This is a genomic window from Williamsia muralis (assembly GCF_051487485.1).
Classification (GTDB): Bacteria; Actinomycetota; Actinomycetes; order Mycobacteriales; family Mycobacteriaceae; genus Williamsia; species Williamsia muralis_B.
The window spans coordinates 56,713-69,733 of sequence record NZ_JAHVCV010000013.1 but is presented as its reverse complement, the minus strand read 5'-3'; the positions used below and the strand labels follow the sequence as shown (position 1 = coordinate 69,733).

The 13,021-nt window shown below is 65.6% G+C and carries 13 protein-coding genes and 1 pseudogene; 1 reads left to right on the top strand and 13 read right to left on the bottom strand.

What is annotated here, in order from left to right; genetic code table 11:
- Positions 1 to 22 precede the first annotated feature (22 nt).
- The 13 genes from KXR83_RS25195 to KXR83_RS25135 form a co-directional block, all read right to left on the bottom strand.
- On the bottom strand, positions 23 to 1,051 hold the full coding sequence (locus tag KXR83_RS25195; protein WP_023954622.1) for an SCO6880 family protein: 1,029 nt from the start codon (positions 1,049 to 1,051) through the stop codon (positions 23 to 25).
- Positions 1,051 to 1,341 carry a hypothetical protein gene (locus KXR83_RS25190; RefSeq protein ID WP_023954620.1) on the bottom strand — a complete coding sequence of 97 codons (291 nt, stop codon included), beginning with the start codon at positions 1,339 to 1,341 and terminating at the stop codon, positions 1,051 to 1,053. The genes KXR83_RS25195 and KXR83_RS25190 overlap by 1 nt, the downstream gene beginning before the upstream one ends.
- Before the next feature lie 22 nt (positions 1,342 to 1,363).
- Positions 1,364 to 2,860, bottom strand: a complete 1,497-nt coding sequence (locus KXR83_RS25185) for an SCO6880 family protein (RefSeq protein ID WP_152537969.1) — start codon at positions 2,858 to 2,860, stop codon at positions 1,364 to 1,366.
- 52 nt (positions 2,861 to 2,912) lie between these two features.
- Positions 2,913 to 4,496 (bottom strand): hypothetical protein, encoded by a 1,584-nt coding sequence (locus tag KXR83_RS25180; RefSeq protein ID WP_437427116.1) that lies wholly within the window; start codon positions 4,494 to 4,496, stop codon positions 2,913 to 2,915.
- A complete protein-coding gene (locus tag KXR83_RS25175) occupies positions 4,481 to 5,386 on the bottom strand; it encodes a hypothetical protein (protein WP_023958308.1) in 906 nt (301 codons plus the stop codon). The genes KXR83_RS25180 and KXR83_RS25175 overlap by 16 nt, the downstream gene beginning before the upstream one ends.
- Positions 5,387 to 5,388: 2 nt before the next feature.
- On the bottom strand, positions 5,389 to 5,973 hold the full coding sequence (locus KXR83_RS25170; protein WP_051406516.1) for a hypothetical protein: 585 nt from the start codon (positions 5,971 to 5,973) through the stop codon (positions 5,389 to 5,391).
- A 29-nt stretch (positions 5,974 to 6,002) separates the two neighbouring features.
- Positions 6,003 to 6,266 carry a hypothetical protein gene (locus tag KXR83_RS25165; protein ID WP_023958312.1) on the bottom strand — a complete coding sequence of 88 codons (264 nt, stop codon included), beginning with the start codon at positions 6,264 to 6,266 and terminating at the stop codon, positions 6,003 to 6,005.
- 30 nt (positions 6,267 to 6,296) lie between these two features.
- Positions 6,297 to 6,584, bottom strand: coding sequence for a hypothetical protein (locus KXR83_RS25160; RefSeq protein WP_031332337.1), 288 nt, complete (start codon positions 6,582 to 6,584; stop codon positions 6,297 to 6,299).
- A 60-nt stretch (positions 6,585 to 6,644) separates the two neighbouring features.
- Positions 6,645 to 7,298, bottom strand: coding sequence for a DUF6668 family protein (locus KXR83_RS25155; protein WP_023958314.1), 654 nt, complete (start codon positions 7,296 to 7,298; stop codon positions 6,645 to 6,647).
- 54 nt (positions 7,299 to 7,352) lie between these two features.
- A complete protein-coding gene (locus KXR83_RS25150; protein WP_152538062.1) occupies positions 7,353 to 8,612 on the bottom strand; it encodes a hypothetical protein in 1,260 nt (419 codons plus the stop codon).
- A gap of 37 nt (positions 8,613 to 8,649) precedes the next feature.
- Positions 8,650 to 8,841 (bottom strand): hypothetical protein, encoded by a 192-nt coding sequence (locus KXR83_RS25145; protein WP_023958318.1) that lies wholly within the window; start codon positions 8,839 to 8,841, stop codon positions 8,650 to 8,652.
- A gap of 12 nt (positions 8,842 to 8,853) precedes the next feature.
- The gene (locus tag KXR83_RS25140) at positions 8,854 to 9,840 is read right to left on the bottom strand and encodes a hypothetical protein (protein ID WP_023958320.1); all 987 of its coding nucleotides are present in this window, start codon (positions 9,838 to 9,840) and stop codon (positions 8,854 to 8,856) included.
- Between the two features lie 99 nt (positions 9,841 to 9,939).
- Positions 9,940 to 11,583 (bottom strand): cutinase family protein, encoded by a 1,644-nt coding sequence (locus KXR83_RS25135; RefSeq protein WP_437427115.1) that lies wholly within the window; start codon positions 11,581 to 11,583, stop codon positions 9,940 to 9,942.
- Positions 11,584 to 12,831: 1,248 nt separating this feature from the next.
- Here KXR83_RS25135 and KXR83_RS25130 point away from each other — a divergent pair.
- A pseudogene (locus KXR83_RS25130) lies at positions 12,832 to 13,020 on the top strand (helix-turn-helix transcriptional regulator); the annotation flags it as partial.
- Position 13,021 lies beyond the last annotated feature (1 nt).

Here is a 13,021-nt window from a genome sequence, read left to right as displayed (position 1 = left end):
TTTCGGGTCGAAGGGCCGGTAATCAGTCCGCAGCGCGGCGGTGGCGGTGGCGAGTGGGCTCGTCGGTGATGTCGCTGTGCTCGGGCAGGAGCACCCCGATGCCCACGCCGGCCGCGAACAACTCGGCGTGCCGGTCATAGCCCTTGCGCAGACCCAGACGGCCATAGAGGGGCAGACCGTCGGTGACCGGCTCGATCGTGGGTGTGCGGCCGAATGGTTCGGTGGCGGTGATGATCCCGCCGAAACGCTCCAGGTGTGGGGTGTGCAGCAGCGCCGACGGATCGTCCGGGTCGATCTCGGGGGACAGGCGGGTCGAGCGATAGGTGACAGTGACCCTTTTGCGCGGCACCAATGCTGCTGGTGCGATCAGTGTCTGGAGCACTTCGGCATCGAGAACGTGGGGGCTGATCAGCCACGACGAGGAGACAAAGTCGTCGTGGCACAGCAGGGTACGCACCCGGTGCGATTCCACCGGCCCGATCTCGGGCCAACTGACCCCGTCGGTGTCGGTGATCTCGTTGTAGGCCGCGCACACCAGGTCGAGCACGTCGCCGGTTCCCATCGGGGTCACTGCCAGCCCGGTGCCCAGCAGCGATCCGATCAGCGCCGGAAGGCGTGCGCCGACTTCCACGCCCATCTCCTGCGGCTCTTTGCGGGTGTCGTCTGCGACGGCGGCGAAGGTGACCGACACATGAGCGCGCACGGCGATGTCGGTCTCGGGGTCGAGGTAGTGATGTCCCTCGGCCAGGAGCCATTGACGGCGGCCGTCGACGCTGGCCGGGGCGCTCTCGCACACCGCTGAGAGCCCGACTACGTCCGGGGCGTCCGGTCCCATACTGATGGCCCGATGCCCAAACAGGTTCGCCCACTGGGCCAATGAGCCCTCACAGTTGAGGAGCACCGTGTAGTGCGCGGTCTGCTCAGCGTGCACCAAAGCGAAGATGTGGCCACCGGCTGAGGGGTAGTCCGCGATCGAGAGTGGTGTGGACACCTGCGGCAAGCGGGCGCTGGTGCGGACCAGGCGGCGCGAGCGCCCAAGAACCGACACCATCACCGGCTCCGCTCGTCGTCAGCTGGTCCCTCGATGCCTGGGGCGGCCGCCGATCCAGAGGGGGGCCTGCGGTCTGGTGCGAACCAGCGGTGGGCCAGCACCACCATGAACAAGGCGTAGATCGGGGCCAGCGGAGCGGCCATATGGTCGGGTACCAGCCACACCAGCGATCCCGCGCCGAGCAGTGCGATAACGCAAAACACGATCGTGCGAACGCTATTGATGACGATCAGTTTCAGGAAGTGATGGCGGCGGGCGTCGTCGGTGGGTGAAGAGTTGAAGATGGGCATGGTGTGTGCTCCTGGCTGGCGGTTAGGCGGCGAGTTTGTCGGAGACGGAGGCTTCTTCGGCCAAGATCACGCCGAACCCGAGACCGGCTTCAAAGACGGCGAGTTGCTGGTCCTTGGCCGCGGTGAGACGAACGGCGGCAGCCAAACCGAGGTCGGTGACCAGGGTCTCGACCTTGCGGGTGTCACCCTCGACCGGAAGGGTCGCGGTGACGATCATCGACACCCGGGTCATACCCGCGCCGCGAGCTTGTTCCTGGCGGGCAGCTTCGCTGGACTCCATCCGCACCAGCGACCGTTCGGACAGCTTGCCGACGTGGGTTCTGATGGCCTGGCGGGCGTCGTTGTGGTCCTTGTTGACGATCTTGGTGGCCTGGGACGGGGTGTAGGGCTGGTAGACGAATGTCACTCGCTTGCGGGGGATTTCGGCACGGGTGTTGAGCAGATCGGAGAGCACGTTGGAATCGAACGGGGCCTCGGGTTCGCCGGCCATCGTCCAGTTCAACGATCGGGCGGCGTCGTGCAGGTAGCAGTCATGTTGATCCGAGGCGGAGACCGGGCCGCAGTCTTCCCACCGCAACCGCATGGGCTCGCCGGTCATCAGCCCGGTCTCCAAGTCGAGTTCATCTCCGGGAGAGAATGATCGGCGCACGATGGCGCAGATCTCGCGCTCGAGCATGGGTCGCACCCGCAGCCCGGCGGAGTGGCAGTAGTCCTTGACCCGGCCCAGACGGCGGGAGATTTCCTCGCCCATGTCGGTGGCGTCGCGTTTGCGGAACGCGGTGTCGGCGCGCCAGGTGACCGCTACGCGGGCATCGAGTTTGACTTCGGCCGACGGGATTTTCTCGACAGCTTCGATGATGACCTGGCGGGCATCGACCGGCGAGTTCTCATCGAGGCGTGAACGCATCAGGGTTGAGGCTCTTTTGCCTGATTCGGGCAGAGTTTCGATGGTGATGGTCACCGCGACCAGGTCGGGTGACTGGCCGATGAAGGTGAGCATGTCGCCCAGGCGTGCGACCCAGCGGTCACGGGTGGCTTGAATGTTCCACTCCCCGCCCTGGGGCCACGTACGCAACACCAGCGTGTAGAAGTTGCGGGAGGACAACTGGATCAGCCCGAACGGGGCGCTGCCATCGCCGGGATGAAAGTCGAAGGTGCGGCTGGTGGCCAGCAACCCCGGTGGCGGTGTGCCGTTGGGGATCTGGCTGAACGGTCCGGACCGGTACATCGATTGTCCGCGCCGTTGCTCAGCGATGACCGCCCCCTTGCCCATCGCCACTTCCCACAGTGACCGGCCACCGATCGAAATGACCAGCGGCACAATCCCCAGCGCCAAAGCAACCGGGTAGCCGAGGTACTTGATGATGGCGGGGAACGGCAGCATGAGCACGATCACCCAGGTGAACAAGGCACCCAACAAGAGCATCGTGGAGAACATGGTCAGGCCGAACGCGCCCGCGGAACGAAACGCATGGGCGGGCCGGTACAACAACCGCTGTTGGGAGGGCTGCTGACTCATCGGGGTCACTCACTTTCAGGTGGTGCTGGCTACGGGGTGGGCAGAGGTGGGGTTAGCGGTCCATGGCGTTTTCGCCCCACCCCGATTGCATGCGCGGCTGCATGGAGATCGGGGGACCACCGACGTCGGATTCATTGCCCACTGCCGAGCCCGCCGCGCCCACCCCGGCCCCGGCCATAGCGCCAACACCACCGGACTCGGTGAGAGCCTTGAGCGGCCCGGCTGAATCGCCGCTGCCCGAGGAGCTACCGGAGTCGTCACCGCCGGACAAGGCAGGCTGGGCCCCGGGTTTGACCGAGGGTGGCGACGAGGGTGGGCTGTTGTTGCTGCCACCGTCCCCGCCGCTGCCCGGGCCGGGACTGCCGGACGAGCTGGTCATCGAACCGCCGGTTTGGCCGCCGGTGCGCCCGGCAATCGGGGAGGTGCCCGCGCCGCCACCGGCTCCGCCACCTGCGCCCATGGTGGCGGCCATGGTGCCTGCCGCTGCGGCGGTGCCGATGACCGCTGCGCCGGCGGCAGCTCCTGATGCGCCCGCGCCCATGGTGCCGATTGCGGGGGCGACCAACCGCATCAGGGAGGGCAACACGAACGCGCACAACGCCATCAGCACCATGCCCAGGACTACTTGCTGCTCGTTGTCTTTCTGCCCTGCGCCTTTGAACGCGATGAAGTACACCAATGCGCCCACCGGTTTGAAGAGTAGGAACGCGACGGACCAGCCGATGAGGCGTTGATAGGTTTGCGAGCCGGGTCCGGTCCCGGAGAACGATGCAGCGACCGGCAGTGCGGCGACGACCAGCATCAGCATCGCCTGGCGCACGACCAGAAACACCAGCTGTGCCAGGGCTCCGAGGAAGCCGAAGAACCCCAGGATGCCCAGTCCGGTTGTACCGAAGGCAGATCCGGTCAACAGGTTGAGTTTGAGGAAGTTCTTGATGATGTCGCCGTCGTTGTTGCCGGCATTGATGGCGTCGCTGACCAGCCAGGTGGAGAACGCGTCGGAGGCTTGCCCGCCGACGGTGATCATCAGCGGAATCACCGAGACTGCCAATCCGGCCCGGATCAATATTTTGAATCCGTCTTCGGCGTCGTCGGCCAAAGAGCGTTTGCGGTCGATGATCATCCGGAAGCCGAAGAACATCAGCGAGAACGTCAGCCCGATCACCTGGATCTGCACCATGTGTTCGTGGATGTCTTGCATCAGGGTGTTGGTGTTGTCGAGTTCGGGGGTGGGGAGTTGGATCCACCACGACAATGCCCAGGTCAGGACTGTTTGGTAGGAGTCGAGCAGCGAGTTGACGATCTTCTCGAAGGTGCCGCCGACCGCTGAATCGACTGCGTCACCAGCTTTGTCGCCAGCGAAATCGGTGACCGCCTCGCAGGCTTCCCCGACGACCACACCGATCACCGCGCCGGCACCGTCGCACACCGGGTTGGCAGCGGCCGGGCCCGCTCCGCCAGTGACCATCGCGCCACCGGTCGCCAGGACTAGGGCCATGGCGACGGTGACGGCCATGCGGCGGACCCACCGCAGCACTGGGCCGCTGACTAGAGGTTCGATCACCGACTCAGGTGCCAGGGGTGGGGCCGCGGGCAGCGGCGCCGCCTCGAGGGTTGCCGTCACCACTGTGACCACCCGCTGAGGCTGACGATGGTGGAGCCGGTGTCGGCGCCGTCGTTGGGAACCACCCATTTCCAGGTGCCGTCGCGCCAGATGACGTCGAAGGCGTAGGTGGCGGCGATGACGCCGTCGCTGCGGTTCGGTGAGGCGGGGACCGCGATCTGGATGTGGGCGTAGTCGTTGTCGTAGTTGGACACCTTGACCGCGATAGGCACATCGAACATGCCTGCCGGTAGCTGAGGGCGCAGGCGCTCGATCTCTTCTCGACCATTGATCATTCGGTCCACGACCGGCTGAGACTGGGCAGTGACCACCGACCGCTCACGCACCACTGCTTGGGTTTGTTCGCCTGGACCCCATGCCGCCCGCTGAAAGATCTGCCAGATAGCCAGCACAGCGCCTTGCGGGGTGTGGGAGAACCCGGCTGGCACCCCGGAGCTGTCGATGCTGGTGGGTCCGTCTGAGGTGGAGAAACCCAGCGGGGCGCCGTTGACGCGTTGCCACATCAAGCCTTTCGGCGCTTCCAGCGGCGCATCGGGATCGGTGATGCTGCCTGACGGGGAAGGTTTGGCCGTTTGCGGGAGCACCTGTCCGAGCGGGTTGGTGGGCGTCTCGATCCGGCGGCCGTGTGAGTCGGTGGTGGGGATACCGAAGGCGTCCGCGGGTAGCTCGGTGGCCGGGGCAGGCTGGGCAGAGGGCTCGCCGGTGCCTTGGGGAAATACCGGGGGAGGGGCGCTGTTGTTGTCGTCGTTGCCCGACACCGCCACGTAGATGGCACCGAGGATGATGGCGCCGATCAGCAGCGACGACAGCAGCAACGTAGTGGTTTTGTAGCCGCCGCTGTGGCGCACCTCGCGTGCGCGTTGCAGCCGGGACCGGTCATCGGCGGGGTCGGGCATCGACATGGTCAGTCTCCTTTGATCCGTACTGCGCCGGCGGGAACAGCTGAAATCGTCTGCACCGCAGGGGCGGCGGCGTTGGCGTCGGGCAGTAGCAGCCCCCAGTCGCCGAATCCGGTCCACACCACCGTGGTGTGATTGACCGCGAGCGATTGATCGGGCAGTTGGGTGAACACATCGACACCCGCCTGCTCCGGGGTGAACGCGGTGACCTGCCAGCCCAGCACGAGCGGGGCTTGACCGGCCGGCACCAGGTCAGTGGTCGAGAGCTGAATACGACTGGCGATGAACGCATCTCGAGCCGGACCAGGAGCGAGCAACGTGCGCACAATTTGCGGCCACTGATCATCGGTCGCCACCGACATGCGAATGGTGGCGTTGATTGCCGCCAGCGCAGACCCGGCCGGGGATTGCTCGAACCCACGTGGTGCGAGCTGGTCGGGGGTGCGCGGTCCCTGGTCAGCCTGTGGGATGGACATGCCGTTGAACGAGGCCCAGGTCAGGTTTGTCGGCGGAGCGTCCAACCGCACCGGAGTGGGCTGGGGCGCGGTGTCCTCGCCGCTGTCGCCGCCACACCCCGATACCGCCAGCACGACGGCAACCAGCGCCGCAACCAGGACGGTCAGATGAGCGCCACCGCGGCGATGTCGCCGGCCACGACTGCGATCCAGACCCCGACGATGATCTTGGTGGCCCACTCGCCGCTGCCGATGTCGGCCATCGGCCGATCCTTCACCTTCTCCCAGGCGATGCTCGCCCCGAGGAAGATCAAGTGAATTGCCGCGAACAAGTTCAGCAGGGTCAGAAAGTATCCGCCGAGGGTGATGAACGGTTGGCTGACCTCCGGTGGAAGGTCTGCTGCCCACACGGTGGTGGTCAGATGCATTGCTACCTCTCATGATCAGACCCGTGCGGCTTACTGTGCGGCCGTGATGATGGTGCTGGCAGAGGAAATGACGGCGGTTCCAAGGATCGAGCCGACCGCGATTTTGACGCCCTTGCCGCCGCCGTGGTCAGTGATCTTGTCCCACGCGATGTAGCCGCCGCCGACGATGAGAGCGACACCGGTGGCCAAGTAGGCCGCGAACATGGCCCACCCACCGAAGGTGTTGAACTTGTCCGACAGGCCAGGAATCGGAATCGGGTCGAAGGCCACATTGGTGACGTGCACGTTGGCTGCTTGAACGGTGCTGCGGATACTCATTGACTTCTCTTTCTGTAGGGCCCAGGCGGGCAGGGGATGTGGCGGAAGATGACGACGAGGTCAGGGGGTGGCGGTCTGTTGGAGGGCGTCTCGGGCGTGGTCGCGGAGCTCGCGGCCGAGGGTGAGGATGTCGGGCGCGACGTGGGTGGCTGGGTCGAACTTCTTGGCGACCGGTTCGTCGGGTCCGGCGCTGGGCAGGTCGGTGAGGGGTCGTTCGATCAGGTAGGGGTGCCAGTCGATGCGCCAGATGTGGTCGAACAGGGTGACGATCAGTTCACGATGTCGCCGCAGCGAGGGAGCGGGCTTTTTCCCGGTGAGCGAGGACTGTTTTGGTTGTGCGGCAACGAGAACCAAACCCAGGAGCCGGGTGTGCCCGGGTGCGTGGCCGGTGTGGTACTGCCTGGCCGCCACCTCGGCGGCGGCCAGGCCACGCGCGGATTCGCGTGCGATGAGAACCACGAACGGGGCTTCGTCGGGGCGAGCGGGCCATCGTTGGCCGCTGTCGCCGACGTGGGCGAGCTGGGTGGCCAGGGTGGACACTCCCGCCCCGCCGTGGCATCCCACGGCCCAGATCAACGCGGGCGAACCAGGTTCGGTGCGCCAGTCGAGCATGTCTGCCTCATCGGGAGGCCGAATGGCCCCCGCGGTGAACGCCATCACGGGCTGTGGGCCGGTGATCGGTTGCTCGGACGGGGTGATCGGGGCCGTGCTCATCAGCTCATCGCCTCCTGGTTGGTCGCTGTGCTGGGGTGGATCGACTGGCAGTCCTCACGCGGCCGGTGCCGGCGAGACGGTCTGCGGGTAGCTGATGTGCAGGCCGTCCACGATCTGGGTGAGCCCGTCACCGATCTGTTTGGTGGCCCCGGCGATCGCGTCCTTGGCGGGTTGCTCGAGGGGGCCAAGCGCCTGGAGCGGCGCTTGTGCCTGCTCGGCGGTCCACCCACCGTTGATCGGTGGGATGCCGGCGATGTTGGCCGAGAAGGACACATCGCCGCCGGTGTCGACGGTGTAGTCGACAGCTGGCAAGCCCGCGTCGGCGGCTGCGGGTGCATCGAGGACCAGTTGGTACTGGTTGCCCTCAGGGTTGGGTAGCGGCGCCGGTGCTGGTGCGGGCTCGGGTGCCCACGGAGCGCCCGGGTTAGCGTTCGGATCGCCCGCACCCAATGCCCAGCCCAGCAGTCCACCGGCCAGGCCACCTGCCAATCCGCCGGCGACCGCGCCGAGACCGAAGCCCAGGGCGGCACCGCCCGCGGCGCCGATGCCGATACCGGGCAAGGTGTTGAAGGGGGTGGGCGGGACGACCGACCCGATGACGCCGCCGCCGACCGCACCGACGATCGAGAAGAGCACCGCTGTCGGAACGCCTAGGGCCAGTGCTCCAGTGAAGCCACCTAGACCTGCCCCTGCGGTTGCCGCAGCAGCACGACGCGCGGCTTCATCGCGGGGGAAGCCCTGCGACTCAAAGAACTGCGCGAGTCGCCATTCGATGTAGGCCATGTACTCGTTGGTGGAGATGGCTACTTCCGGGCTCACCCAGTCGGGGCGATCGATGACGTAGTTGCCCGCCCGGATTTCCGCTGCTGGGTCTTTGACCAGGATCGGTGCGAGAGGCGGCGCGGGCTGCGCGGGCGCTGCCGGCGGCGGGGTCGGCGCGGACTGGGGCAGCGGGGTGTACGCGGTGGCCGGGGGGCCCGAGGGTTCGGTGTAGATAACCGGGGCGGTTTCCCACTGCGGTGAGGGCACGATGCCAGGGCCGTAGTCGGGCACGGGCTCGGGTGCCGGTGCCGGTGCGGGTGCCACAGGTTGGTCGGTGATGCCGGGCTGTTCTGACGTTTGCGGGACGTCGGTCACTCCGGGCTGTTCGGGGTCGGCAAATGCCGGGCCTGCCAGGGCGCCTGCGCCGCCGATAGCGACTGCGGTCACCACCATCGCAGCCATCGCCCGGGCCCGAACCGGCATATGGGCGTCGCGCGGAAATGAGGGTGGTGTGCAGGGGGTCTCGGGCAGTGCGTGTCGTGGCGATTTCATGAGCGGTAGTGCCTTTCGTTGGTTGACGAGCAGTGGGTTAGCGGTGACTTGCGGGGTCGGAAACGGTTGGTGGGGGCCGGTTTTCGGCGCGGCGCTCGGCGATCAGGGCGTCGACTTTGTCAGCAGGAACGCCGAGGGCGCCAAAGAAGCGGGCGATGTCGGTGTCGGTGTACGCCGACACATCGACGGGTGAAGAGTGTTCGTGCACAGGTCGTTTCGTGGCAGCCACGGTGTGTTCCGTTCACTGATTGGTGTCTTTGGTGATGGCAGTGATGAGGGTGCGGCCCTCGACTTCGGCGGTCTGGAACAGTTGCCGAGACTTGACGGGCTCACCGGCGGCAGGGGGGAGCATGGTCAGTTCCACGCCCCATAAGCCGTCACCGCGGCTGGTGATCGCCAGGCAGTGGCGAGTTCCAGGCACCAGGCCTGAATCGATGCCGGTCTGGATTTGCTCGGCGGTCGGTACCCGGGCCAACGGTGCTGCGAACGCTCGCGCCTGAACCCCGGACCGTTGCACGAAGTAGGCATGCTCGAAGGCCTTGATCACCGCAGGTCCACTGCTGGTGCCGCCAGGATCTCGGCCAGTGATCACGCCGTTCTCTGACCGGTTGGGGCAGTCAGCGTCCTGTTCGGGCGTGGCCGGCGGTGCGATCACCGCAGAGGGGGCCGGTGGTTGCGCGATCGGGGTACCGCCGTCATCGCTGGCATCGCCGACGAAGGCAGCCACGGTGATGATCAGGCCCAGAACCACGACGACAGCGGCCAACACTGCCGCCCCCATCGCCACCGTGCGCCGACTTGGCCGACGGCGGGGAGAGTGGGAGGCCACATCCGGTGCGGCAGTGACCATGGGGCGTATCGCTGCTGGAGCTGTCAGCGGCGACGGCCGAGTCGGCTGTGGTCCGGTGGCGGTGATCGGGCTCATCGGTGCAGTGATCTGCGTGTCGTAGCCAGATTCGACGGGAGCGCGTGCCCCGTCGGGGTGAACCGGGTTATCGGCGAGTTCGGTGTGGGCCGGGGGTTCCGAGTCGAGCCAGCCATTGACCGTTGCGTTCTGGGCCCACACGGTGGTGTCGGAGGACCATCCGGACTGTGCAGAGTCTGACTCTGCCTCGACCGGTTGGTCGGCCGAGGTGGTCGTGTCGGGTGAGGGGGCGTTATGTTCGCCCAGCCAGTGGGCTACCTGGGGGTCGCTCGCCCAGCCCTGCTCGGTCTCACGGTCAGTCATCAGACACCTCCAATGGGCACGCTGTGGTGATCTCGGGACCGGTGGTGAAGTAATCGCCACCGCCGGGCACAAAGCCGCACACAGTGCGACTTGTGGCGGTCATTGGCTGCTCTCTTCTCCGGTCATGAACGGCGGAAGATCACCGCTCACCGTTGGATTCGCACTGACGCTCGGGGGCTCAGAGACGCCGCTGGCCGGAGCAGTGGTCGAGATAGTGGTCGTGGCGCTGCTGGAGGTGGTGGACAGTGCCGGCGATGACGACGGCGCGCTCGGGTAGCTGCTGAGTAGCTGACCGGAGGTCCGGGTGCTGGTGGTCGTCTCCTGGCCCGCAATGTCTTTGGCAGCGGCGGTGATCCAGTCCGCAACCAAGGTCGTGGGCGGTGCACCTGTCGGTGTGGCGGCGACGTCGCTGTAGGAGCTGTGCTGTTTGGCGGCGTCGCGATACTTCAGGAGTGAGCTGATCTCGAACAGGTCTTTGTTCGCGCCCAGTTCGGCTTTGAATGCATCAAAAGCGTTCGAGACCCAGCGTTTTTGGGTCGCCGGTGGCGCTAGAGCGACCGCGGCTTCGCCGAGTTTGGCGCCGAGGATCCCGACGACGGCCAGCGGGTTGGTGGCGCCGGCAACGGCGAGCGCACCGATTGTTTCGGGGGTCGCGACGGTCTGCACGACAGTCTTGACTGCGTTGAGCCCGATGGTGCCAACCTTGATGACCGCCGACAGTGCGTCTGAGATCGACGGCAGCGGTGTACGCGGGTCCGATGCTGTCGCCAGCCGCTGCGAGAGCGTCTGTGACGGCTCATAGGACAGCGACTCAAGGTTGTTCTCGGGAGCCTGAATGTCTTCGTTGATCAGCGGAACTGCCGTTTTGACGGTGGTCATCGCCAGTGCTTCGGCGATGGTCGACAACGAACCGAGCGGATCGCCGGGGTTGAGTTCGCTCTGGCCAGCGATGTTGGTGACCAGATGGGCCAGAGGCGCGTTCGCTGGTGCGTCGCAGGCCAGATCGCCATCGGTGCAGGAGGACAGGTAGCGGCCGGCAATGGCTTGGTAGGCGGTGTCATCAACATCTGCTTCAGGTGCGATGCCACCGCCCTGCGGGGTGCTCGGCACGGCCGCAATGACCTGTGACACGGCTTCACCAACGGTTCCCGGCACCGGGGACGGTGAAGACTGGCCAGGACGGCCTGGGAACAGCGGGGCACCTTCGGGTCGTCCGGGGTCGCCGAAGTTCGCGACCAAAGCGAGCTTGTCGGCGTCGATGGCCGTTTGACCATTGACGATGTCGTTGAGGACGACGCGCACCGCGTGTGCCCCCTGCGAGTAGCCGACAAGCCCGAATTTCGTTGCAGGGCAATCAGTTGCTCTGTCTTTGATCCAGTTCTTCGCGGTGGTGACCGCACCGTCGACCGACTCGGCATACGGCTTGGTTCCACCCGGAACTGCGCCGCCAAAACCGGCGTCGTAGGGCACGTACGCGCGGTCCATGTACTCGCCGGCCTCGCGCATGGCGGGGGTGAGCACGCGGGACAAGAAACCTGCGTCTTGCTCGGGGTCCGCGTCCGGGCTCGACTGTCCGGTGCCCTGAATGCCGTAGACCATCAAGCCTGGGCATGAGGATTCGGCCGATGCCACGCCTGTGCCCGAGACTAGCGCCGTAGCTGCGACGACAGCTGTGGCCACGGTTGCTGCGATTGCTCTCGGGTACGAGCGTGAATGTGTGCGTTGTGCCGCCAGGCGTTTCACTTGTCGGTCCTTTCGGCGTGGGATTGAGGTGTGAAGGGCAAGATGGCGGCCAGTCACAGGTTTGGGCGGGCGCCGGTGGCTGCTTTTCAACCGCGACCGGACCGCCTACGCTGGAATGGCTCACTTTGGTTGCAGAGACCTCGGCCGCGCCCTCGGCGTGATCGAGGAACTATTGCTGGGCAGTTCGACGGCCCCCGGTACGTATGCGTCAGACCACAATCTCCGCGTACGTCCGGGGGTCGTCTCTTCTCACTGGTTGCGGCTGTGAGAGGTCATTCGACGTGGCTTATGTCGGCATAGTTCAACGAGTGCGTGGCCGAGCATGCAGGTCGCCGCTCCGCCGTGAATAGCTGCGGGATCAACACAGCGAAAACCTGGCATTCTCCCGATGCAATTTGCAGTAGGCCTCGAGGTGATGTTGGGGTGGCTCGCCGGAGTTGACGGGCCGGAAGATTGATCGTTCGGCATGAAAGGCCGCTTCCTCGCTTTAAGCGCCGACGATCGCCTACCCTCCAGGGGTCAGCGACCATCGAGCCTGTGGATGGCGTTAGACGTTCCCGGTCCGAGCGCGCGCAGGACGCCAATCTCGAACGCGCTCGGACCGGTTTCAGTTATGTGGGTGAGTCGGGTGGACCCCCTTCAGATCAGTCGTATTCGTCGATGGCGGAAGGCGCTACCTATGTCGCGGGTGCGGGAGAACGGATCGCCAACGGGCAGAAACGATCCCGTCTGCGCCAAAGCTCTCGTGTGGTCCGGAATGTCCTGGTGGTCGTGCGCACCTAAACAGGCCGCCCGCTTGGGGGTTCATGCAGATCGCCTCGCATGCGTGAACCCACTGAGTTGCTGCCTCAGACAAGGTGATGTCCCTCGTGATTGGCCGCGCTCCTAATGTGCCGCGTGTCTCTGCCCCGCAGAACGAGACACGGGTTGTTGAGATCGGGTGCGCTCATAGGTCGGTTGCTCCTGGCGGGCGATGAGGAACGGCCGAAGGGCACGGGCCGTGTTTCGTCTCGCGCTACAAGCGGTGTCGAGATCGACAAACACCGAGGACTCCCGGAAAGGCACGCATCCGCACTGTAGAGCAACTTGCAGACAGTGCGCAACGGATTCATCTGGGATTCCTTCTGTTAGGTACTCGATGAACAATGCAACTATAACACGCAACTATAAAACGCGACGGTGACATTTCAACCTCTTTGCTGAGTCAGACTGAGGGGGTTCTGTTGGTCGACCCGGAAGCGAAACGAGATGCCGCGAAGTGGTGTTCGAGGATTTCGCGCGGACCGGTTACGGGACCTTCGAGTGCGTGCTGGCTTGAGTGCAGACGACCTCGCTGCGAAGGTGGGTTCGTCCAGACAAGCGGTCTCCACATGGGAGGTTGGTCGAAGTACTCCGCCCCCAGCAATGTTGGGGCGACTGGCGGCCGCACTGGAGACAT